Raw genomic sequence first — 22,080 nt, forward strand, 5'->3', positions numbered from 1 at the left:
TTTCAAATGCTGAGTTCACGTCGATGATTCAGGTCGGCGTAAATCGCCAGAACACCTCGGTCAGTCCCCTCTCCCTCTGGGAGAGGGCTAGGGTGAGGGCTCTAACTGACCCGCCGCTCAATGCCATGTTTACGCAGCTTCCTGTAAAGCGTATTACGACTAACCCCCAACTGCTCAGCCGTATGCGTCATATGCCACCGCGTCTGTTCCAGCGTTTTAAGCAGCGCAACCCGCTCAGCATCTTCCAATGGATGCTCAGATACATCAGGTTGCAAAACCGCCACCCGCGCCTGCCGAATCATCGCCGGCAAATCCTCCACCCCGATCCGCCCTTCATCACACAACGCCGCCAACGTGCGCAGCACATTGCGCAACTGCCGCACATTGCCCGGCCAGTTGAACGCCAGCAGCGCCTCACGCGCAGGTTGTTCAATCAATATCGTTTCGCCGCCAGCCTCCTCGGCCAGCAGGAAGTCCAACAGTTGCGATTTATCACTGCGCTCACGCAACGCCGGCAACGCCACTTCCAGCCCATTGAGCCGGTAATACAGATCTTCACGGAAGCTGCCGTCCGCAACCCGCTCCAGCAGATTGCGGTGGGTCGCACTGATGATCCGCACATTGACCGCTTCCGGTTCCCCGCCAATCGGCACCACTTGCCGATCTTCCAGCACCCGCAGCAAGCGGGTCTGCAAGGCCAGCGGCATGTCGCCGATTTCATCGAGGAACAGCGTGCCGCCATCGGCCTGTTGCAACTTGCCGCGCATGCCGTCCTTGCGAGCACCAGTGAAGCTACCGCCGCGATAGCCGAACAGCTCGCTTTCGATCAGGCTCTCGGGGATTGCTGCACAGTTGAGTGCGACGAACGCCTTGCTCGACCGCTGACTGGCTTGATGCACCGCTTTGGCGAAGGCTTCTTTGCCGGAGCCCGTTTCGCCATTGATCAACAGCGGCACATCACGCTCGAAAACGCGCAGGGCTTTGCGGAAGTTCGCTTGCAGCGTCGCATCACCGAGGCAGATGCCCGACAAGCGTGGTGCCTCGGTGACAACTGGCGAACGCATGATCGGCGGCGGCTTGCGCGATTCGCCACGCAACACGGCAAACAGCTGCCGGCCATCGCGGGTGCGCAACGGCCAACTGGCGCTGGCATGGGCACTGGCGCGAGCAAGCAGCTCGTCCAGTGAACAGTCGAAAAACGCCTCCACCGGTTTGCCGAGCAAGCCACCGCGGATATGTCCGAGCAGGTTCAGCGCACTCTGGTTGACCGCACTGATCCGCCCTTCCCCGTCAAACGCCAACAACCCTTCGCTGAACAGCCCTACGGATTCGGCCTGGAGGTGGAAACGCAGCAGCCATTGGTTATCGAAGCAACGCAGGAAGTAGCAGCTCTCGATCATCTTCGCCGACAGATTGACCAGCGCCATGGTGTGGAACTGGCTCTGGCGCGAGACGTCGTGGCGCGCCGAGGACACATCGAGCACGGCCAGCAACTCGCCGTGCGGATCGAACACAGGACTCGCCGAACAAGTCAGGCCCGTATGGCGCCCTCGAAAGTGTTCGTCCTGGTGAATGGTCAGTGCCTGACGCTCGACCAGACAGGTGCCGATGCCGTTGGTGCCTTCACAGGCTTCGCTCCAGTCGGCACCGAGCCAGAGGCCGGCGCGTTCGAAAATCTTGCGTTCGGCCGGCGCGGTGACGCAATTGAGGATCACCCCGCGCGCGTCGGTCAGCAGCACCGCGTGGCCGGCGCCGGAGAGTTGTTGATGCAGGCTGCTCATTTCATTGCCGGCAATCTGCAAGACCTGCTGCAGACGTTCTCGACTTTCGAGGACGCGCCCGTGTTCGAGCACGGTGGGCGCCATGCTCAGCGCGGGGTCGAGATGATAATCCTCAAGACAGCGCAGCCATGAGCGGGCAATTGACGGATCAGCTCCGGGCCCATGCAGGTGAGGTTTGCCCTGGGTGGCGGTGAGAACCTGTTGGGCATGGCGACTCAAATGGTTGTCGTGCATTTCTTATTGTTCTCCCCGAGGCTCGGCGGCCCAATGCTTGAGGTGACGCCCAGCATCCTCCAGCCACCGGCGCATTGCAATGCTGGCAAGACTGCCCGGCCACTGGCTGTGCCAAAAGCGGTACAAACTGTCACCGCATCTGTACCGAAACCGTCACAGCCTTCATCCACCCGTCCGACAGAAACCGCGCAAGGCCTTGATTTACCTGACCTGCACGGCAGTGGCCCGACCTTTGCTCTACGCTTATAGCAAGCGCACTTGCGCGTTTCTCTAATAAGTACAAAGCCAAGGAGAACATCATGCGTTACGCTCACCCCGGTACTGAAGGCGCCAAAGTCTCGTTCAAGAGCAAGTACGGTAACTACATCGGCGGCGAGTTCGTCGTGCCTGTCAAAGGTCAGTACTTCACCAATACTTCGCCGGTCAACGGCCAGCCAATTGCCGAATTCCCCCGCTCCACTGCCGAAGACATCGACAAGGCACTGGACGCCGCCCACGCTGCCGCCGATGCGTGGGGCGCGACCTCCGTGCAGGCGCGCTCGCTGATCCTGTTGAAAATCGCCGACCGCATCGAAGCCAACCTCGAACTGCTGGCGATCACCGAAACCTGGGACAACGGCAAAGCCGTCCGCGAAACCCTCAACGCCGACATCCCGCTCGCCGCCGACCACTTCCGCTACTACGCCGGTTGCATCCGCGCCCAAGAAGGCAGCGCTGCCGAAATCGACGGCAACACCGTGGCTTATCACATTCATGAACCGCTGGGCGTGGTCGGCCAGATCATCCCGTGGAACTTCCCGATCCTGATGGCCGCGTGGAAACTTGCGCCAGCCCTGGCCGCCGGTAACTGCGTGGTGCTCAAACCTGCCGAGCAAACTCCGCTGGGTATCTCCGTGCTGGTCGAACTGATCGGCGACCTGCTGCCGCCGGGCGTGCTGAACGTTGTTCAAGGCTACGGCAAAGAAGCCGGCGAAGCGCTGGCGACCAGCAAACGCATCGCCAAGATTGCCTTCACCGGGTCAACCCCGGTCGGCTCGCACATCATGAAATGCGCTGCCGAAAACATCATCCCGTCCACCGTGGAACTGGGCGGCAAATCGCCGAACATCTTCTTCGAAGACATCATGCAGGCCGAGCCGACTTTCATCGAGAAAGCCGCCGAAGGTCTGGTGCTGGCGTTCTTCAACCAGGGCGAAGTCTGCACCTGCCCTTCCCGCGCACTGGTTCAGGAATCGATCTACGACGAGTTCATGGCCGTGGTCATGAAGAAAGTCCTGCAAATCAAACGTGGCGATCCGCTGGACACCGACACCATGGTTGGCGCTCAGGCGTCCGAGCAGCAATTCGACAAGATCCTGTCCTACCTGGAAATCGCCAAGGGCGAAGGCGCAGAACTGCTGACCGGCGGCAAGGTGGAAAAACTCGAGGGCAACCTGTCGACCGGCTATTACATCCAGCCGACCCTGCTCAAGGGCACCAACAAGATGCGCGTGTTCCAGGAAGAAATCTTTGGCCCGGTGGTGAGCATCACCACGTTCAAGGACGAAGCCGAAGCCCTGGCCATCGCCAACGACACCGAGTTCGGCCTTGGCGCCGGCCTGTGGACCCGCGACATCAACCGCGCCTACCGCATGGGCCGCGCGATCAAGGCCGGTCGCGTGTGGACCAACTGCTACCACCTGTACCCGGCGCATGCCGCGTTCGGGGGGTACAAGAAGTCCGGCGTCGGCCGTGAAACCCACAAGATGATGCTCGACCACTATCAGCAGACCAAAAACCTGCTGGTGAGCTACGACATCAATCCGTTGGGCTTCTTCTAAAGCATAGGGGCGAGGCAGATATTTCTGCCTCGCCCTTTCGACCGCTTTCGCGAGCAGGCTCGCTCCCACAGGGACTGCGTGCCCCCGCAATGCTCGACTCGACACACATCCAATGTGGGAGCGAGCCTGCTCGCGAAAGCGATGTGCGATTCAACCCAATGGTCCCCGGCCCCGCAACTGGGCCAATAAAACAATAAGAATGGTGAACCCTATGCCTAGCGAATCCCCTGCTGGCGCTCCGGCGACTGGCTCCTCCGTCGACTTCGAAAAAGTCGGTTCGGACTACTTCCAACAACGCGAACTGAAAAAAGGCGCCGCCGGCTGGGTGCTGCTGGTGGGGCTTGGGGTCGCTTATGTGATCTCCGGCGATTATGCCGGCTGGAACTTCGGCCTGGCTCAGGGCGGGTGGGGCGGCATGTTCCTCGCGACACTGCTGATGGCCACCATGTACTTGTGCATGTGCTTTTCCCTGGCCGAACTGTCCTCGATGATTCCTACTGCCGGTGGCGGTTACGGATTTGCCCGCAGCGCGTTCGGCCCTTGGGGCGGCTTCCTGACTGGAACCGCGATCCTTATCGAATACGCCATCGCCCCTGCTGCGATTGCCGTGTTCATCGGCGCTTATTGCGAATCGTTGTTTGGCATCGGCGGCTGGATGATTTATCTGGCGTTCTACATCATTTTTATCGCCATCCACATTTTCGGGGTGGGCGAAGCGTTGAAGCTGATGTTCGTCATCACGGCCATTGCTGCTCTGGCACTCGGCGTATTTCTGGTGGCCATGGTGCCGCACTTTGACGTCGCCAATTTGCTCGACATCCCAGTGACTAACGCTACCGGCGCCAGCAGTTTCCTGCCGTTCGGCTATGTCGGCGTGTGGGCGGCGATTCCTTACGCGATCTGGTTTTTCCTCGCGGTGGAAGGTGTGCCGCTGGCCGCAGAAGAAACCAAAAACCCCAAGCGCGACCTGCCACGCGGGCTCATCGGCGCGATGCTGGTGCTGCTGGCGTTTGCCCTGCTGATTTTGATCGTCGGGCCGGGCGGCGCAGGTGCCAACTCGCTGCTGACGTCGGGCAACCCGCTGGTTGAAGCGTTGAGCAAAGCCTACGGCGGCTCGACCTGGATGGGCGGTTTCGTCAATCTCGTGGGCCTGGCCGGGCTGATCGCCAGTTTCTTCTCGATCATCTACGCCTATTCGCGGCAGATTTTCGCCTTGTCCCGCGCAGGCTACCTGCCGCGCAAATTGTCCGAAACCAACAAAAGCAAGGCACCGGTGCTGGCGCTGGTGATTCCGGGGATCATCGGTTTCGGGTTGTCGCTGACCGGCCAGGGCGACTTGCTGATTCTGGTGGCGGTGTTCGGCGCGACCATTTCCTATGTGCTGATGATGGCCGCGCACATCACCCTGCGCATCCGCCGCCCCAAAATGGATCGTCCGTACCGTACGCCCGGCGGCATCTTCACCTCGGGTGTTGCGCTGGTGCTGGCCTGCATCGCCGTGATTGCGGGTTTCCTGGTCGATCCGCGGGTCGTGATCGGCGCCGCTATCATCTATGGAGTGTTAATTGCTTACTTTGCTTTCTACAGTCGACATCACTTGGTAGCAGGTACGCCGGAGGAAGAATTCGCGGCGATTCAGAACGCTGAAAAAGCCCTGCACTGACGGTCGAAAACCACGGCGCAGGCCTCGCCTGCGCCGTCACGGAGAATTCTGTATGGCGAGTTTCGCTCACACGGTCGGCGCCCAGACCTACCGCTTCGACAGCCTCAAGGACGTCATGGCCAAGGCCAGCCCAGCACGTTCGGGGGATTTTCTCGCCGGGGTTGCCGCGCTCAATGACGGCGAGCGCGTGGCCGCGCAAATGGCGCTGGCCGACATCCCGCTCACGCATTTCCTGCAAGAAGCGCTGATCCCTTATGAGTCCGATGAAGTCACCCGCCTGATCATCGACACCCACGACAAACAAGCCTTCGCCGTAGTGAGCCACCTCACCGTCGGCGGTTTCCGCGACTGGCTGCTCAGCGACGCCGCCGATGAAACCAGCCTGCGCGCCCTCGCCCCCGGCCTGACCCCGGAAATGGTCGCTGCTGTATCGAAGATCATGCGCGTGCAGGATCTGGTGCTGGTCGCGCAGAAAATCCGCGTCGTCACAAAATTTCGCGGCACCCTTGGGCTGCGTGGACGCCTGTCGACCCGACTGCAACCGAACCACCCGACCGACGAGCCGTCCGGCATCGCCGCGAGCATTCTCGATGGCCTGCTGTACGGCAACGGCGACGCAATGATCGGCATCAACCCGGCCACCGACAGCATCGCCTCGATCTGCGCGATGCTGGAAATGCTCGACGCGATCATTCAGCGCTACGACATCCCGACCCAGGCCTGCGTGCTGACCCACGTCACCACTTCCATCGAAGCGATCAACCGCGGCGTGCCGCTGGACCTGGTGTTCCAGTCGATTGCTGGCACCGAAGCGGCCAACGCCAGTTTCGGCATCAACCTGAATATTTTGCAGGAAGGCTATGACGCCGGGTTGAGCCTGAATCGCGGCACCCTCGGGCAGAACCTGATGTATTTCGAAACCGGCCAGGGCAGCGCGCTGTCGGCCAACGCTCACCACGGCGTCGATCAGCAGACCTGCGAGACGCGGGCTTACGCCGTGGCGCGACATTTCAAGCCGTTCCTGGTGAACACCGTCGTAGGATTTATCGGCCCGGAATACCTCTACAACGGCAAACAGATCATTCGCGCCGGCCTCGAAGACCACTTCTGCGGCAAGTTGCTCGGCGTGCCGATGGGCTGCGACATCTGCTACACCAACCACGCCGAAGCCGATCAGGACGACATGGATACCCTGCTGACCCTATTAGGTGTGGCCGGGATCAACTTCATCATGGGCATCCCTGGTTCCGACGACATCATGCTCAACTACCAGACCACCTCGTTCCACGACGCCCTCTACGCACGCCAGACTCTGGGCTTGAAACCGGCACCTGAGTTCGAACAATGGCTGGCCAACATGGGCATCTTCACTCAGGCTGACGGCAAGGTCCGCTTCGGCAACAACCTGCCGCCGGCCTTCCGCCAGGCCCTGGCGCAACTGGGATGAGCCTTATGGAAAAACCGCCCGTCGACCCGCAAAACCCATGGCTGGAACTGCGCCGCCTGACCCCGGCACGGATCGCTCTTGGCCGCACCGGCACCAGTTTGCCGACCAGTGCCCAGCTTGATTTTCAGTTTGCCCACGCACAGGCGCGGGATGCGGTGCATCTGCCGTTCGATCATGCAGAACTCAGCGCGCAACTCAGTGAGCGCGGGCGTGAAAGCCTGCTTTTGCACAGCGCAGCGGTGGATCGCAACAGTTACCTGCAACGTCCGGATCTGGGGCGCAAGCTCAGTGACGAGTCAGCGCAGACCTTGCACGATTACGCAGCCGCGCATCCGGGCGGCGTCGATCTGGCGATTGTCGTGGCCGACGGTTTGTCAGCACTGGCGGTGCATCGGCATACGTTGCCGTTTCTCACTCGCATGGAAGATCAGATGAGTGCTGACGGATGGTCCATTGCGCCCGTCGTTCTGGTGGAACAGGGACGGGTCGCCGTCGGTGATGAAATCGGTCAACTGCTCGGCGCAAAAATGGTCGTGATGCTGATTGGTGAGCGCCCTGGCCTGAGTTCGCCAGACAGCCTCGGTTTATATTTCACCTACAATCCAAAAATCGGACTGACCGATGCCTACCGCAATTGCATTTCCAACGTACGGCTTGAGGGCTTGAGCTACGGCATGGCGGCGCATCGCTTGCTGTATCTGATGCGCGAAGCCTGTCGGCGGCAGCTGTCGGGAGTCAACCTGAAGGACGAAGCACAGGTTCAGACGTTGGAGTCGGACGCAGGGGCGGACATGAAAGGAAACTTCCTACTCGGTCCGCCCCCAACCTGAACCGTTTCCGCATTGCGTTTCTGCGAAGGTTTCAGGCAGGATCGATGCACGGCCGCCAGGGTTTCCCATCGCCGTCAGAGCAGTTGAAGACAGCCACTTGAAGACGAGACCTATCATGCGGATTATTCAAGCGACCCTCGAACATCTGGATTTGTTGACCCCGTTGTTCGTCAAATATCGCGAGTTCTACGGTTCCCTGCCTTACCCGGATTCCTCCCGCGCGTTCCTCGAAAAACGCCTGCGCCGCAAAGAGTCGGTGATCTATCTGGCCCTGGCCGATGATGACGACAAGAAACTCATGGGTTTCTGTCAGCTGTATCCAAGCTTCTCCTCGCTGTCACTCAAGCGCGTGTGGATCCTCAACGACATCTATGTCGCCGAAGATGCCCGACGCCAATTGGTCGCCGACAACCTGATCCGCACCGCGAAGAAAATGGCCAAGGAAACCCAGGCCGTGCGCATGCGCGTTTCCACCAGCAGTAACAATGAAGTCGCGCAGAAAACCTATGAGTCCATCGGATTCAAGGAAGACACCGAGTTCAAGAACTACGTGTTGCCAATCAGCGAAGAGCTCTGACGGCGTTGCCAGCCTGTGATGAGGGAGCAAGCTCCCTCGCCACAAAGAATGCCTACCTGACAATTGTTCACACCCCGACATTCCTCGCTACAAAACCAACGCGCGTTTCATCCTTCAGACCGTATAATCCCGAGCTTTCCGGCTTGTAAGAAAAACTACACCTGCTTGTAGGCTTACACGAAGTCATCCGCACGGGCCTGCAGAGTTGGGCCATCACCACAGGTGCCTCCATGGATTTCAACCCGCTCGACCTTATCCTGCATCTCGACGTCTACCTCGATTTGCTGGTGAACAACTATGGGCCATGGATCTACGCCATCCTGTTTCTGGTGATTTTCTGTGAAACCGGTCTGGTGGTGATGCCGTTCCTGCCGGGCGACTCGCTGCTGTTCATCGCTGGCGCCGTTGCGGCTGGCGGTGGCATGGACCCGGTGCTGCTGGCCGGTCTGCTGATGCTCGCGGCAATCATGGGCGACAGCACCAACTACGTGATCGGACGAACGGCCGGGGAAAAATTGTTCAGCAACCCGAACTCGAAAATCTTCCGCCGCGACTATCTGCAGAAAACTCACGATTTCTATGACAAGCACGGCGGTAAAACCGTAACCCTCGCGCGCTTCCTGCCGATCATCCGCACCTTTGCTCCATTCGTCGCCGGCGTTGCGAGGATGCCCTACCCGCGCTTTTTCGGTTTCAGCGTCCTGGGCACCATTCTCTGGGTTGGTGGCTTGGTAACGCTGGGGTATTTCTTCGGCAATGTACCGTTCATCAAGAAGAACCTGTCATTGCTGGTGGTCGCGATCATTCTGCTGTCGCTGGTGCCGATGATCATTGGCGTGGTTCGCAGCCGTTTCGGCGGCACCAAAGCCCAATCGCACTAAGCCTGTGTGGTCGCTCAGCGCCTGGCGGCGCCGGCGCATTCTGGCGAAGCACCCGATTGCCGACGACCTGTGGCAGCGGGTGCGCCATCACCTGAGTTTTCTTGACGGCATCACGGCCGCCGAAGACCAGTGGCTGCGCGAGGCCTGCGTCTTGTTCCTCGACGACAAACACCTGAGCGCCCTGCCCGGCGTCGAACTGCATCAGGAGCAACGCCTGCTGCTCGCCGCCCAAGCGCAATTGCCGCTTCTGCACTTGGGCGACTTGAACTGGTATCAGGGCTTTCACGAGATCGTCCTCTATCCCGACGACTTCCTCAGCCCGCAGCGCCATCGCGATGCCAGCGGCGTCGAGCATGAATGGGATGGCGAACACAGCGGCGAAGCCTGGCAGCAGGGGCCGATCATTCTGGCCTGGCCTGGCGTGATGGCCAGTGGTGGCTGGGAAGGCTACAACCTGGTGATTCACGAACTGGCGCACAAACTCGACATGCTCAACGGCGATGCCAACGGCCTGCCGCCGCTGCACGCCGACATGCGCGTCAGCGACTGGGCCGAGGTGATGCAAAAGGCCTACGACGACCTCAATCTGCAACTCGATGACAACCCTGACGCCGAAACCGCCATTGATCCCTACGCCGCGGAAAACCCGGCCGAGTTCTTCGCCGTCACCAGCGAGTATTTCTTCAGCGCACCGGATCTGCTGTACGAGGCTTATCCACAGGTCTACTTGCAACTCAAGCGTTTCTACCGGCAGGATCCGTTGGGCAGGTTGCAGCAACTTCAGGCCACAGACCCGGCCTATCAGGCGCAAGACTGAGCGCCGAACGACGCTCAGTACATGGCGTAGGCTGCAGAATATGCCTATAATCGCCGCCACTTTTTGGTCAATCCGGCCAAGTGTTTTTGGTCAACTACGGGGGCAACGCCCAATGAGCTACAGCAAGATTCCGGCTGGCAAAGACCTGCCGAACGACATCTACGTCGCGATCGAGATCCCGGCCAACCACGCGCCGATCAAATACGAAATCGACAAAGACAGCGATTGCCTGTTCGTTGACCGTTTCATGGCCACCCCAATGTTCTACCCGGCCAACTACGGTTACATCCCGAACACCCTGGCTGACGACGGTGATCCCCTCGACGTGCTGGTTGTGACCCCTTACCCGGTTGCTCCAGGCTCGGTGATCCGCGCGCGTCCAGTCGGCATCCTGAACATGACCGACGACGGCGGCGGCGATGCCAAAGTCATCGCAGTGCCACACGACAAGCTGTCCCAACTGTACGTCGACGTGAAGGAATACACTGACCTGCCTCCTCTGCTGATCCAGCAGATCGAGCACTTCTTCGCGAACTACAAAGATCTCGAAAAAGGCAAGTGGGTCAAGATCGAAGGCTGGGCAGGTGCAGACGCCGCCCGCGAAGCGATCACCAAGTCGGTTGCTGCCTACAAAGGCTAAGCGCTTGCGACCTGCGTGATGCTTGCAGAAAACCCCGGTTGATCCGGGGTTTTTTATGCGCGAGATCAGCTTCCTTAAACAGGACGTTTAAAATCCGCGCGACGCGGTTTTAACTTGTTTAATTTCCCACAAGAACGTCTTACATCCAGTCGCAAAATTCAGCCCGTTTTTGAACGCCCGGTTTATTCAAACCGCTCTGGCACGGCCGTAGACTCCGTGTTTATGAGAAAGAACACTAGCGGTCCAAGATTCAAGGCACTCCTGGAAAAAGCGAACATCTCTACCACGGGTTTCGCAAAGTTCTGGGGCACGGAAGCCCAAAATGTCCACAACTGGTACACCCGGGGCGTCCCGGCGTATCGCATGGAAGAAGTCTCACGCCTGCTGTCCGTCAACAGCGAATGGCTGAAAACCGGCGAAGGCACCAAAGAGGCGCCGAGCCTGACGCCGCCTGCCAGCAATGGCGACACCTTTGACGCCCACGCCCTCCGCGGCGCGTACACCGTCATCGACCCCAACGACATCGACCTGGCGTTCTTCAAGGAAACGCCGCTCACCAAAGACTCCGGCAAAACCCACGTTATCCTCGATCCGGATCAAACCATCCGCCTGCCCCGCGCCCACCTGGACCAACTGGAAGTGCGCCACAGCGATGCCATCTGCGCCCACATGATCGGCAACAGCATGGCCGAGCGCATCGAAGACGGCTCGATACTCGCCATCGACCGCGGCCTGACCCAGGTCGTCGACGGCGAAATCTACGCCATCGAACACGACGGCATGCTGCGCATCAAATACCTGCACCGCATGCCCGGCAACGGCCTGCGCCTGCGCAGCCACAACAGCGCCGAATACCCGGACGAAGTCTTCCGCCCGGCGCAGATCGAAGAGCAAAGGATTCATATATTGGGTTGGGTGTTCTGGTGGTCGACGCTGAGCAAGAGACGGCCGGTGGTACCGTTTCTCTAATCCGAAGGCTTGCTCACCCCCCGTAGGAGTGAGCCTGCTCGCGATGAGGCCCGGATAGACAGTACAAATCTCGGATTTTGGCCAGTCAGATCGCTCTAACCCGCACTTCCCACTGGGAATCCCGAGCAAAACTCAGTATCCTGCGCCCCACATTCGCGCATCGACCCGCTCCCGCGGCTCAGATGACGCCCGACGCGGCAGACCAACGTCTGCCAAGTCCCACAGCCGGACGCAGATCCGGGTGTACATTTTGAAGGCTGGCGCGGTTTACCAAAAATGAACCAAGCCAGTCCCCGAGAAGCCGGCCACAAGCCGGCTTTTTAATGTCTGAAATAAACCTGTCCTGCCGTCTGAAACGTGAATTCGCGCTTGTCGAATAGGGAAGCACCTTGCTACCGTAACGACAAACGTCATTACAGGTATTTCATCATGGCCTCCATCAATATTCGCATCGACGATGAGCTGAAACAGCGCTCCTTCGCCGAGCTGGAAAAGCTCGGCGTAACTCCGTCAGAGCTTCTGCGCCAGACACTTCAATACGTCGCCGAGCGGGGCAAGCTGCCGTTCAAAGCGGCATTAATCAGCGAGGAAGATGAAGCTCTCATCGCCGTAGTCACCGAACGTCTCGCCGCTCCTCAGCGAGTCAAGGTAAGTCTGGATGACCTATAACCTTGAATTTGATCGTCGTGCGTTAAAGGAGTGGAACAAACTGGGCGATACGGTTCGCCAACAGTTCAAGAAGAAGCTGGCTGAGATAATGAAGAATCCTCGAATAGAAGCCAATCGACTTCGCGAGCTGCCGGACTGCTACAAAGTGAAGCTGAAAAGCGCTGGCTATCGATTGATCTATCAGGTGCTTGATCAGGAGATCGTGGTGTTCGTAGTCGCTATCGGGAAGAGAGAGCGAGAGGCTGCTTACGAGGTTGCGCAAGACCGACTGTCACCCCAGATTTGAGTCAACTCAATGATTGAGATGCTCTGAAATTGGTCAGCAGCCTGCTGACCTATTCATTTGTTCAGAACGCCTCGCCCCCTCACGGATAACTAAACGACTTCACCAACGTCAACTCCCCCACCGCCCGCATCGGGATCAAAAACGTCTCCATCTTCTCGCTCGGCGTCCCTTCCTCGGTAATCACCGTCACCTGCGCCGTCGTCAGCGCCTGCACCGCCTCATCCCCGCCCTCATCGCCCCCGCGATACCCGCCGCCAAAGTAATTCACATACACCAGATATTGCCCCTTGATCGGTGCCGGCATGGCGAAGATTTCCGGGCCGTAGCCGGTGGTTACGTCGACGTCCAGGCCGGCGCCGTTGTCCGCGACGCGGTTGCCGTACCAGATGTGGCCGCCGTCGGGGGTGATGAGGTGCAGGTCGAGGTCGGTGCCGTCGCTGTCCCAGGCCAGCAGCACGCGCAGTTTGGGCGGGGTGGCGCCGCCGCTGGTGTTTAGGAATTGGGTGCGGTGGCGTTGCTTGCCGTCGGGGCTGCGGACTTCGACGCTGTTACTGCCATTGGGGAAAGAGAACGGGCGGTCGAAGTGGCCAGCGGGGTCGATTTTCAGCGGCATGCTGACGCCGTTGACGATCAGTCGGCCGGGCTCATTGTTCTTCGGCGTGGTGTTGATCTGGCCGCTGATGCGTGCGGTGTTGGCCTGGCCGATCGGGGTGTTTACCGATGAGGCCGGGTAGTTGACGGTCTGGCGGAAGCTTTCGCCCTCGCCGCCCGGCGAGCCGCTGCGCCAGCCGCTGACCGGGGTGTCGATTTTGACGCTGTCGGCGGCCATTGCCGGCGATAGCGCGGTCAACGTGCAGAGCAACAGCAAGACCTGTGGATAACGGAGTGTCATGGTCTATTCCAGCAAGAGGTGACGGGCGAGCCCTTCGATGTAGGTTTCATCCTGGCCGTTGGGATGTGCTTCAAAGGCCAGGTGCAAATATTCGTGAGTCAGGTCGAGGCGATCCTGCAGGGTCAGCACGCCGCGCACGTAAATGCGCTGGCGTTCGCGGTCGACGAAGGGTCGGCCAAAAGCGAGTTTGCACACCGCGAACGTGCTGACTTCGTTGTAGCCGGTTTCGCTTTCGAGCTTCGGGCGCCAGCCGCGACGCTGCTTCTGCAGCCAGTCTTGCGCGGCGGGCAGCGCTTCGCAGGAGGCGACCGGGTTGTCCCAGCGGCTGAGGCTGGCGCGTGGATAGGCGTGCAGCAGGATTGCGTCGTAGCGTTGGCCGGCGTTGGCTTGTTCGACAGCTTGTTGCCACGCCAGTTTGTCCGGGCCGGGTTGATCGGAGTGATAGGTGACGGTACTGCCGGCCAGGACCAGATCCGCAGTCCATGCGGCGATGCTGCGCGATTCGCTGGACGCCGGACGCGGTGCGACCCGCTGGCGATTGCTGCTGTCGTCGATGCTCAGGCAGTCGCCGTTGCGTGTGGCGTTTTGCAGCAGGTAGGTGCGGATCGCCACGGCGAGGGCCTTCGCGGCTTCAGCAGGTTCGGGTTTGGCTTCGCGCTCAAGGACACGGGCGACGTATTCTTCGCGATCAAGCCTTGCGACGAGTTTGTCGTTGAGCAGAAACAGTTCGCCGTCGCTGTGGATATCCAGCGCATTGCCGTTGGCGAATTCGACGCGGTAGTCGCCCTGCAGCGGGCCGGAAGTCACCGCACGGTCACCAGCCAAAACCCGCACGACCGGATAGCGCGAGAACAGGCCGACCTCAACGCAACGCCCCGTATCTGCCGGCCACGCAGCAGGTAACACCGTCGCCAGTGCAGCACCGTAATGACGCAAGACCATCTGACTGGTGCCACGCCCACCCGCCCACACAGGCGAACCGTCCGCCGTCCAACCGGCAAACCCGCCCTGCCGCGATTGCGGGTCCTGATCGCCGAGCCAGCTCCAGGTTTTCACCCGCAGGCGACCGCCGAGCTCACCGACGACATTACCGTCGGCGGCGTTCAACACCACGTCGAGCAGCACACGGCGCATCTGATCTTGAGCGGGAAGCGCAGACAAAACCGTTAGCAAGTCAGCCACAGAAACCCGCGTGGCCGGTTGCACCGACGGCAAATCCAGCAACCACGACGGCGCCTTTCGCGCCTGCCAGTAAGTGCGCCAATCGCTGGCAGAAATCCCCAGTCGCGCAGGCTCGAAATACAACCCGCACGACTTCACCAGCGCCTGATCACGCTCGATCTTGCCGCCCGCCGAGCAGCAATAGACTTCCTCTTTCGACTGCCCGCGACATTCATAAGCCGGTTCCCGCGCGCCGGTATCCACCAGCCACGCGTAGACAAACAGCTTCCACAGGCTGCCAAGTGGCGTATCCAGCGACGACGGCAACGGTTCGCGAGCGATCATCTGCGTCTGACTCAACGACAACAACTCACCCTTGTAAGCCACGCGCAACGGCTCATCCTGCGCCGTCGCCAACGCAGGAATCACACACATCAGCAGCCACAGCAGCGGCCGGGTCATGTCAGTTGACCGTGACCTGACCGAGAGCGGCTTTCGCTTCCTGGGCCTGATGCTGCGGCGCGTAAACCTGAGTGAAACGCACTGGCGGCAGATTGAACTGGCCTTTCTGCGAGAAACGCACCAGATGGCGCAGGCGCAATTCGCCGCTCAGCGCATCCACCGGCACCGCGTAAGCCAGTTGCCCCGGCTCGAAACGCGCCTTCTCCAGCGAGGTCGGCTCGGTGCCGTCCTTGCCCTGCAACTTGATGCCCCACGTGGTGCGCTCGACATCGGCGCCCGGTGGCAGCGGCACTTCGAGCATGCCGTAGCGCAGCGGCTTCGGCGCTTTGCTGGTGAGGATCACTTCGTCCAGATACAGGCTGTCGCTGGACAGCGGTTTAGTGCCGACCGGCTCCAGTTTGAAGGTGAATGCTTCATCCCCCGGCACCAGTCGCGACAGGCGACGGGTGATGGTCACGGCCATCGGATCAACTGCCGGTTGCTGAGTCTGGAAGCTCAACGCCGCACGCAGCGGACGCTCCTGAGTCCCGGAAACTGTCAACACGCTCGGCACCGGGGTCGCGCCCTGCCACGTCCAGTACATTTCACCGGTCGCGCCGTAATTTTTCTTCCAGCCATCGCCCGGTGTCAGCGCGATGGTCGGCGAAGCCTGGGCGATGCTGCGTTGCAGCCACGTCAGCGCCAGCGCGCGTTCGAGGGTCGATTGCTGTGGTAGCAGACGTTGCAACAAAGCCGTCGCACGGGCCTGATCAAACGGTTGCAGCGACAGGTTCAGAGCCTCGGCAAACGGCTGCGAACTGACCGACAGACGCTGTTGCGCAGCGCCGACCTGACGATTGAAGGCATCCGGCAACGCGACTTTTGCCTGAGTGGCCAGCGAAGCGGTCAAGACCCGCGCTGCCGCCAGACCGAGCGTCGAATCCGGATCGCTCATCACCAAGCTGTCTGCGCCATCGTCCATCATCGTTTCAGCATTGCCTTCACCGGCCTTGGCCAGATCGTCCATCAGACCGCTGAGCAATGTGTTGACCGGCAAATGCATCTGTTTGGCGAACGACAGAATCAGCGCACGTTGTAGCAATGGCGTGTTCGGCGCCTGCTTGGCGTAAACCTCCAGCACGCGCTGCCAGTGCTCCGGCGGCAGAGTCAGCTCCAGCACCTGGCTGGCGTTCCAGTCGGCGTAATAGGCGTAAGCGGTGAGGAACGCATCCGGCTCACCGTCGTAACCCCACCAGGTGAAGCTCGCTGACGGCCCGGCCATTTGCACCAGACGCAGACGGCTGTTCTGCATGATCAGGCGCAAGCGGTCGCGGATCTGCGGGCTCGATGCCAGCGACGGATAAGCAATGCTCAGCGGCAGCAAACGGCTGGCCGTCTGTTCGACGCCGCCATATGGATAGCTGAGCAGATCATCAAGAGCGGAACGGAACAGCGCTTGCGGGCTGTCATCCAGACGCAGACGAATGTTGGTGGCGTCTGCCGGCAGGCTCAGCGCCGTATCGCCGCTGGCCACATCGAGATTCTGAGTCTGCGTCACTTGCCAGCCATCACCGGTCGCGCTCAAGCGCACCGCCAAGGCATCAGCGGTTTTGCCGTCCTGCACCAGTTCCGCCGTCCACTCGCCCGAAGCTAGCGCAAATGCTGGCAGCGGCAGATAGTTGATGCCGTTGTTCAGGGTCACCGGCAGGCGTTGTTCGGCGCCAGCGTAGTGAGTGACCAGTTCAGCCTTGACCGGTTTCTCGGCCTGGCTGAAAGCGAACACGCCGAGTTGCGGCTGATCGCCCTTGCGGAATTTGCTCGGCCCGCTCCACTTCAGGTACAGCGGTTTTTCCGAACGGACGAATTGCTTCTTCTGCCCGACCTGACCGTCATCGGCAATCGCCCGCGCGGTGATGCGCCAGCGGGTCAGCGAGTCCGGCATCTTGAAGGTGAAACGGGTTTTGCCATCGGCACCGGTCAGCAATTCCGGCTGCCATGCGGCGGTGTCGACATCTTCACGACGCGGACGCTCCAACACTTTCACCCCGCGTTCGCTGCGATTGGCTTTGCCCGGTGCACCGGGGCTGCCCGGCAACGCTACGTCGTAACTGATGAACGACAAACTGGCGCTGGTGCGCACATTGTTGCGGCGCGGGTGGTAGAAGAACTGGTCGATGGTCGGCGCGACTTCCGGTTGCAGCGCGTAGACCATTTCGTCGACGACACTGACGGTCAGGTGCGCCGGTACGGCTTTACCGGCGAACTGCGTGGTCAGGTCTACCGTCACGGTATCGCCCGGCAGATACACCGCTTTGTCAGTGCTGATCGCCACGTCGATTTGCGGCGCGACCACCTTGATCCCGGCGTTCTGGAAGCTGTACTGCCCGCCCTTGGTGTAGAGCACGGAAAAGGTCAGGTTCGGCGCGAAGTTGTCCTTCACCGGAATGCGCGCACGGTATTGGGTGTCGCTGAGTTTTTCCAGTTTCAACCAGTCGCCGCCCTTGGCCAGCAGCGCGGTGGCTTCGACCTTGTCGCGTTCCAGCGACAACAAGGCATCGCTCACCGGTTCAGGGAACGTGATCAGCGCCAGCGCTTCATCACCGGCCTTGTATTCAGGCTTGTCGAGGACGATTTCCACGGTGCCCGGCACGGCTTTGACGCCGTCGCCAGTGACCGAATGACCGGTGGCACCGAGGACACGGCCGTGTTGATCCTTCAGAGTCAGGTTGTAGGTGCCTGGACGTTCAAACGCGAGGCTGAAGCCTTTATCCGTCGCCGCGAGTTTACCTTCGCCAGTGCTCTGATCTTCCAGACGCACCCAGCTGTAGCTGCTCGGCGTGACCGCTTTGCTTTGCTCGGTGCCACCTTCGTTGGCATAGCTGAACGCGACCTTGTCGTTGACCGCACTGAAGCGTTGCGGCGCGCTCAAGCGGAAGCTCGCAGCGCCACGGTCGATGAGGATTTCCTTGGTGGTCTTGACCCGATACGCCGCACCATCGCTGGCGAACACGGTGAGCATGTAGCGACTCGGTTTGTCGGCGGCCGGCAGATCGAGGGTCGCGTTGCCTTTGCTGTCAGTGGTCAGTTCGGTGCTGGTCAATTCCACCGGGAATTGCCCGAGGTATTGCAGTTCGTTGTCGACCATCGACAATTGCTGGGCACGCAGGCTCAGGGTCAGTTTGGCGTTGGCCACCGGTTTGCCGTCCGGGTACAGCAGCACCAGACTGCCTTTGACCGGCTCGCCGGTGCGGTAATCCTGCTTGGCCAGGTTCAGCGAAATCTCGAAGTGCGGCTTGATGTATTCGGCCACACGGAAGGCGCTGCTGTAGGCCTGATCCTTGTAGTTGAAGCGAATCTCGTACCCACCCGCCACGGCGTTGTCCGGCAACTGGAAACGGCCCTGAGTACCGGCCTTAGAATCAAGTTTCAGATCGAGGTGTTGCAGTTCGGTGCCGGTGGCATCGAGCACGCTGACGCTGACATCCGCCGCGCCCGGCAGCACCGAGTCGCGCGCATTCTTGAACTCGCGACCGACGATTTTCAGCGATACCCAATCCCCCGGGCGATACAGCGGCCGGTCGGTGAAAGCGTAGAGTTTGGTGTCGTAGATTTCGCTGTCGTAATAGAAGTTCTCGGAGACGAATACGCCGCCCTCCTCGTCCTCGCCGATCACGAACGAACGCTCGGGGCTGACGTGTTTCAGACGCAGCAAACCGTCCGCATCGGTGGCACCGCTGCTCATTACGCCGAGGCCGTCAGTCCACAGCACATTGACCTTCGGCACCGAACTGCCTTCGTGTTTGCGCGCGGCCCAGACCAGCAATTCATCACCGGCAATCTTGCTCACCGCCACGGTGTTGGAGACGAAGACCATGGTGGTGGCGCGGTACTTGCCGATCAGCGCTTCGACCAGATACAGACCCGGTTTCAGGTTGCCCAACGGAATGTAGACGTTGCCCGGCGCGACGCTGACGAAGTCACTGGAAGACCCGGCCAGATTGACCCCGGCCGGTGGTTGAATCGGTTTGGCCTGCCACAGCGGATATCGGAACTGGCTGACCACCGGCAGACCCGGAATCAGTGCGAATTGAGGCTGTGCGTCATACGGTGTCGGTGCGGCGATGGCGTCGCCCATCTTCAGTTCCGGCACTTCTTCGGTGACTTGTTTGCGCGATTCATAGGAGAACGCACGCTGCATCACCCGACGGGATTTGCGGTACCAGTTGTCCCACAGATACGCGAGGGTGTTGGACAGACCTTCGCCCTTGAACTGACCGTCGCTGACCACGCGATGCAGGTTCTTCTGGCGCTTGAGGAAGTCCAATGGCTTGTCGATGCGGTACACGCGAATATCGGCGCCGCCGTAAGGCTCCATGCGGAAACGGCGATAGTCGCGGCCAGGTGCTTCAAGGCGCACCATCGCCTGTTCGTCGGCCGCAAAGCTGCTGTCCGCCAGCAGAAAAAAGCTTTCACCGGACACTGGCGTGTAGCCGCTCGGCTCCACCGAATCTTCGGCGTTAACAGTCGCCAGCGGCAGCAGCAGTGCCAGCAACAGAGGAATTTTTGCGCAGAGTCGCAACATGCGGGCACCGGTCATTGGGAGAGAAAGTTCAGTCGATAGACGCCGATGAAGTTGGGATTGGCTGCGTCGGGTATCCATCGGGTGTCCTTCCATGTCATGAGTTGCTGCAGGCTTGCCGAACGCATGCCGTTGTCAGTGGGGGTGGTGGTGCCGGTGTGATAGGCGATGTAGCGGCCCATCCAGATCATCAGGTGCTGGTCATCACCCTGATCGAAAAACATCAGGTCACCGGGCCGCGCCTGCGACACGTCGCGGCTGACCAGATGACTGTTGAACTGAATCAGTTTGATCGCGTTGACGTACGGCCCGACCTTGCCGCCGCCCTGCTGCCATTGCTGGGCGAGCTTGCGCTGATCTTCGCTCAGCGACAGCTCCGGCGGCAGATAGCGATTGGACAGGCCATTGCTGCGCAGCCATTTGTCGTCATGGACTTTCAGCGCTTCATTGGCGGCGAAACGCACCAGCCCGGCGCAATCCTGCTGGTACCAGCGCGGGCTCGGGCCTTGGCTCAGTTGCTCCTGGGCGATGCGTACGAACCAGGCGCGGAACACCTGGGACTGCGCCGGATCGAGCGCCGGGGCTTCCATGGCGCGAGCACCCGCGCCAAGCAACAGCGCGAGCAGGCCGAGGCTGCGAATCAGTGCCGTCACAGCGCTTTCCATTCCAGCGGCAGCCATTGCCAATGGCCGTCCGGCTCGCTGCCCTCAGGCAGGGTCAGGGCATATTTGCCATAGCCGCCGAGGGTGCGCAGTTTCGGGATCAGGTAGGTTTGCGCGGCGTTGTAAAACACCGGTTCCATGTCCTGCGGCAGGCTGTCGAGGGTTTCCTGCTGCATCAGTTGCGCCATCGAATCCGGGCCGAAGTAGATCGGCATCAGCACATCTTTGGGCAGTACGTCGGCCATCGGCGGGAAGCGCTTGTCGAGGGTGCCGAGGGCTTTGTCGACCAGTTTGTCGTCGAGAGAGAACAGCAGCGTCGAGCCATGGCGCGCGAGGCTGACCTTCATGAAAGCCTTGCCGCTGATGGCGTCAGGGTTCTCTGCGGTCTTCGCCGCGTACGGGCCGAAATTGGAGCTGACCTGGCGCTGCCAGAGGTGGCTCTGGCCTTCCTGCTTCTCGACCACCGGAAAGACGTTTTCTTCGACGTTGGACTCGAAAGCGCCGACCATCGAACCGAACAGTTTGCCGAGATCGCCATCGAGTTTGCTGCTGTCCTCGTCCTTCAGACTGGCGACCAGCAACGGCGTGTACAGCCGCGAATCGGCGTACCAGCACAGGCCCGCCGCACCGGCCACGTGTTCGGTGAGTTTTTGCGCCACGGCGTCTTCGGCACCGAGTTTCACCAGCAACGGTTTTTGCGGTTCGGCTGCTACTGGCAAGGTCACACAGGCACTCGCGCCCAGCGGCATGGCTTGCCAGACCGGTTTGAAATCGAAGTCCGGCTGGTTTTCCAGCTCATCCATGGCGAGGTAGCTGTGCCAGCCCTTATCGTCCATGTCGAAACGCAGGCCGGCGAAGTTCGGGATGAAGCGTTGGTAGCCCATGGCGAGGACGCTGGAATTAACCGACAGGCGTTGTTTGATTTCAGGGGTTTTGGCAGGCAGGCCGAAGGCTTCGGGGAACAGTTTTTCGCCGTTGAGCAGTGCTGCCAGCGCTTGCGAAGAGACGTGGCCCGGCTCCTCTTGGGTGCCGCTGTCAGAGTCGTAGTACTTGTTCGGATTGGAGAGCACCACCAGTTTGTCGCCGCGCGAAGCCAACAGCAGCGATTTGCTGGCGTTGTAGCTGAGCTGGTACAGCGGCACCTCGTCGCTACCGATTTTGAGGTTGCCCAACACGCTTAGCTGCGAATCATCCAGCGCGACCTTCGCCAACGGTTCCAGCAGCTTGGCCAGACCGCCGCGATCCATCACCAACAGGAAATCCTTGAGCCGGCCATCAGCCCCCCGCCACATCGCGACGTCTGCCGGTTGATCGAAAAGCTGCTCGATCAGGCTGTCCTGCAACTTAAGGTCATGCTCGTAGATGATCCGGCGCAGACTGCCGATCAAGCCCAGGCGATCGGCGTGGGTTTCGTAATAGAAGACGAAATCTTCGGTGAGCGTGGCCTTGAGGAACGGCACCGTCAGCAAGTCCTTGGGCAACTGACTCAGGGAGTGCGTTTCCAGCAAGGCGTCGGGGCGGCTCAGACCGAGTTTGTCACTGGCAAGCTCTGCCGGCGGCGCCTTGGGCTTGAGCAGCAGCCAGCCAAAACCTCCCGCCACGCCGGCCACCAGGACCAATCCGATCAGCAGTGCCGGCCAGCGCCGGGAAGGTTTGCCGGCAGGTGTCGGGACGGCCGGAGAAGCAGCGTTATCACTCATGTTCACAAAACCCGAAGTTCATCCGTGGAGC

Annotated in this window: 17 protein-coding genes; 11 read left to right on the plus strand and 6 right to left on the minus strand. The window is 60.5% G+C overall.

The features are described 5' to 3' along the window. Positions 1 to 101: 101 nt before the first annotated feature. Positions 102 to 2,015, minus strand: a complete 1,914-nt coding sequence (locus tag ACA043_RS25960; RefSeq protein WP_497658165.1) for a sigma-54-dependent Fis family transcriptional regulator — start codon at positions 2,013 to 2,015, stop codon at positions 102 to 104. Between the two features lie 299 nt (positions 2,016 to 2,314). On the opposite strand from ACA043_RS25960, the gene exaC reads away from it, so the two are divergent. The 11 genes from exaC (at position 2,315) to ACA043_RS26015 (ending at position 12,614) form a co-directional block, all read left to right on the plus strand. Beyond that, the gene (exaC, locus tag ACA043_RS25965; RefSeq protein ID WP_497658166.1) at positions 2,315 to 3,835 is read left to right on the plus strand and encodes an acetaldehyde dehydrogenase ExaC; all 1,521 of its coding nucleotides are present in this window, start codon (positions 2,315 to 2,317) and stop codon (positions 3,833 to 3,835) included. Positions 3,836 to 4,046: 211 nt separating this feature from the next. Further along, entirely contained in the window at positions 4,047 to 5,498 is a 1,452-nt protein-coding gene (gene eat, locus ACA043_RS25970; protein ID WP_497658167.1) for an ethanolamine permease, read from the plus strand. A gap of 52 nt (positions 5,499 to 5,550) precedes the next feature. Beyond that, a complete protein-coding gene (locus ACA043_RS25975; protein ID WP_497658168.1) occupies positions 5,551 to 6,945 on the plus strand; it encodes an ethanolamine ammonia-lyase subunit EutB in 1,395 nt (464 codons plus the stop codon). After that, positions 6,942 to 7,775, plus strand: coding sequence for an ethanolamine ammonia-lyase subunit EutC (gene eutC / locus ACA043_RS25980; RefSeq protein WP_401269057.1), 834 nt, complete (start codon positions 6,942 to 6,944; stop codon positions 7,773 to 7,775). The genes ACA043_RS25975 and eutC overlap by 4 nt, the downstream gene beginning before the upstream one ends. A 115-nt stretch (positions 7,776 to 7,890) precedes the next feature. Beyond that, positions 7,891 to 8,352: a GNAT family N-acetyltransferase gene (locus ACA043_RS25985; protein WP_007910890.1), complete on the plus strand. Its 462-nt coding sequence runs from the start codon at positions 7,891 to 7,893 to the stop codon at positions 8,350 to 8,352. A gap of 230 nt (positions 8,353 to 8,582) precedes the next feature. Beyond that, positions 8,583 to 9,233 (plus strand): DedA family protein, encoded by a 651-nt coding sequence (locus tag ACA043_RS25990; protein ID WP_489879916.1) that lies wholly within the window; start codon positions 8,583 to 8,585, stop codon positions 9,231 to 9,233. A 4-nt stretch (positions 9,234 to 9,237) separates the two neighbouring features. After that, entirely contained in the window at positions 9,238 to 10,050 is an 813-nt protein-coding gene (locus ACA043_RS25995) for a M90 family metallopeptidase (RefSeq protein ID WP_497658169.1), read from the plus strand. A gap of 112 nt (positions 10,051 to 10,162) precedes the next feature. After that, positions 10,163 to 10,690, plus strand: coding sequence for an inorganic diphosphatase (gene ppa / locus ACA043_RS26000; RefSeq protein ID WP_003205933.1), 528 nt, complete (start codon positions 10,163 to 10,165; stop codon positions 10,688 to 10,690). A 222-nt stretch (positions 10,691 to 10,912) separates the two neighbouring features. After that, positions 10,913 to 11,659, plus strand: coding sequence for a S24 family peptidase (locus ACA043_RS26005; RefSeq protein WP_489879915.1), 747 nt, complete (start codon positions 10,913 to 10,915; stop codon positions 11,657 to 11,659). A gap of 429 nt (positions 11,660 to 12,088) precedes the next feature. Beyond that, positions 12,089 to 12,328 (plus strand): type II toxin-antitoxin system RelB/DinJ family antitoxin, encoded by a 240-nt coding sequence (locus tag ACA043_RS26010; RefSeq protein WP_122608099.1) that lies wholly within the window; start codon positions 12,089 to 12,091, stop codon positions 12,326 to 12,328. Then, positions 12,318 to 12,614, plus strand: a complete 297-nt coding sequence (locus tag ACA043_RS26015) for a type II toxin-antitoxin system RelE family toxin (protein ID WP_489879914.1) — start codon at positions 12,318 to 12,320, stop codon at positions 12,612 to 12,614. Before ACA043_RS26010 ends, ACA043_RS26015 begins: the two co-directional genes overlap by 11 nt. A 79-nt stretch (positions 12,615 to 12,693) precedes the next feature. On the opposite strand, the gene ACA043_RS26020 is transcribed toward ACA043_RS26015, so the two are convergent. From ACA043_RS26020 to ACA043_RS26040, 5 genes are read right to left on the minus strand one after another with little or no spacing between them, the layout of a single operon-like run. After that, positions 12,694 to 13,506: a YfaP family protein gene (locus ACA043_RS26020; protein WP_497658170.1), complete on the minus strand. Its 813-nt coding sequence runs from the start codon at positions 13,504 to 13,506 to the stop codon at positions 12,694 to 12,696. Between the two features lie 3 nt (positions 13,507 to 13,509). Continuing rightward, complete coding sequence (locus tag ACA043_RS26025) at positions 13,510 to 15,129, minus strand: DUF2300 domain-containing protein (RefSeq protein WP_497658171.1); 1,620 nt, start codon at positions 15,127 to 15,129, stop codon at positions 13,510 to 13,512. Position 15,130: 1 nt separating this feature from the next. Further along, positions 15,131 to 19,705 (minus strand): alpha-2-macroglobulin family protein, encoded by a 4,575-nt coding sequence (locus tag ACA043_RS26030; RefSeq protein WP_497658172.1) that lies wholly within the window; start codon positions 19,703 to 19,705, stop codon positions 15,131 to 15,133. Next, complete coding sequence (locus tag ACA043_RS26035) at positions 19,702 to 20,352, minus strand: DUF1175 domain-containing protein (protein WP_489879978.1); 651 nt, start codon at positions 20,350 to 20,352, stop codon at positions 19,702 to 19,704. Before ACA043_RS26035 ends, ACA043_RS26030 begins: the two co-directional genes overlap by 4 nt. After that, on the minus strand, positions 20,337 to 22,049 hold the full coding sequence (locus ACA043_RS26040) for a DUF2138 domain-containing protein (RefSeq protein WP_497658173.1): 1,713 nt from the start codon (positions 22,047 to 22,049) through the stop codon (positions 20,337 to 20,339). The genes ACA043_RS26035 and ACA043_RS26040 overlap by 16 nt, the downstream gene beginning before the upstream one ends. Between the last annotated feature and the right edge of the window lie 31 nt (positions 22,050 to 22,080).

It is taken from the genome of Pseudomonas sp. LBUM1648 (genome assembly GCF_059716145.1).

What these genes read in the sequence shown, in the direction of transcription:
- ACA043_RS25960 (WP_497658165.1), bottom strand. Translation starts at nt 2,015, where the DNA reads ATGCACGACAACCATTTGAGTCGCCATGCCCAACAGGTTCTCACCGCC.
- exaC (WP_497658166.1), top strand. Translation starts at nt 2,315, where the DNA reads ATGCGTTACGCTCACCCCGGTACTGAAGGCGCCAAAGTCTCGTTCAAG.
- eat (WP_497658167.1), top strand. Translation starts at nt 4,047, where the DNA reads ATGCCTAGCGAATCCCCTGCTGGCGCTCCGGCGACTGGCTCCTCCGTC.
- ACA043_RS25975 (WP_497658168.1), top strand. Translation starts at nt 5,551, where the DNA reads ATGGCGAGTTTCGCTCACACGGTCGGCGCCCAGACCTACCGCTTCGAC.
- eutC (WP_401269057.1), top strand. Translation starts at nt 6,942, where the DNA reads ATGAGCCTTATGGAAAAACCGCCCGTCGACCCGCAAAACCCATGGCTG.
- ACA043_RS25985 (WP_007910890.1), top strand. Translation starts at nt 7,891, where the DNA reads ATGCGGATTATTCAAGCGACCCTCGAACATCTGGATTTGTTGACCCCG.
- ACA043_RS25990 (WP_489879916.1), top strand. Translation starts at nt 8,583, where the DNA reads ATGGATTTCAACCCGCTCGACCTTATCCTGCATCTCGACGTCTACCTC.
- ppa (WP_003205933.1), top strand. Translation starts at nt 10,163, where the DNA reads ATGAGCTACAGCAAGATTCCGGCTGGCAAAGACCTGCCGAACGACATC.
- ACA043_RS26005 (WP_489879915.1), top strand. Translation starts at nt 10,913, where the DNA reads ATGAGAAAGAACACTAGCGGTCCAAGATTCAAGGCACTCCTGGAAAAA.
- ACA043_RS26010 (WP_122608099.1), top strand. Translation starts at nt 12,089, where the DNA reads ATGGCCTCCATCAATATTCGCATCGACGATGAGCTGAAACAGCGCTCC.
- ACA043_RS26015 (WP_489879914.1), top strand. Translation starts at nt 12,318, where the DNA reads ATGACCTATAACCTTGAATTTGATCGTCGTGCGTTAAAGGAGTGGAAC.
- ACA043_RS26020 (WP_497658170.1), bottom strand. Translation starts at nt 13,506, where the DNA reads ATGACACTCCGTTATCCACAGGTCTTGCTGTTGCTCTGCACGTTGACC.
- ACA043_RS26025 (WP_497658171.1), bottom strand. Translation starts at nt 15,129, where the DNA reads ATGACCCGGCCGCTGCTGTGGCTGCTGATGTGTGTGATTCCTGCGTTG.
- ACA043_RS26030 (WP_497658172.1), bottom strand. Translation starts at nt 19,705, where the DNA reads ATGACCGGTGCCCGCATGTTGCGACTCTGCGCAAAAATTCCTCTGTTG.
- ACA043_RS26035 (WP_489879978.1), bottom strand. Translation starts at nt 20,352, where the DNA reads ATGGAAAGCGCTGTGACGGCACTGATTCGCAGCCTCGGCCTGCTCGCG.
- ACA043_RS26040 (WP_497658173.1), bottom strand. Translation starts at nt 22,049, where the DNA reads ATGAGTGATAACGCTGCTTCTCCGGCCGTCCCGACACCTGCCGGCAAA.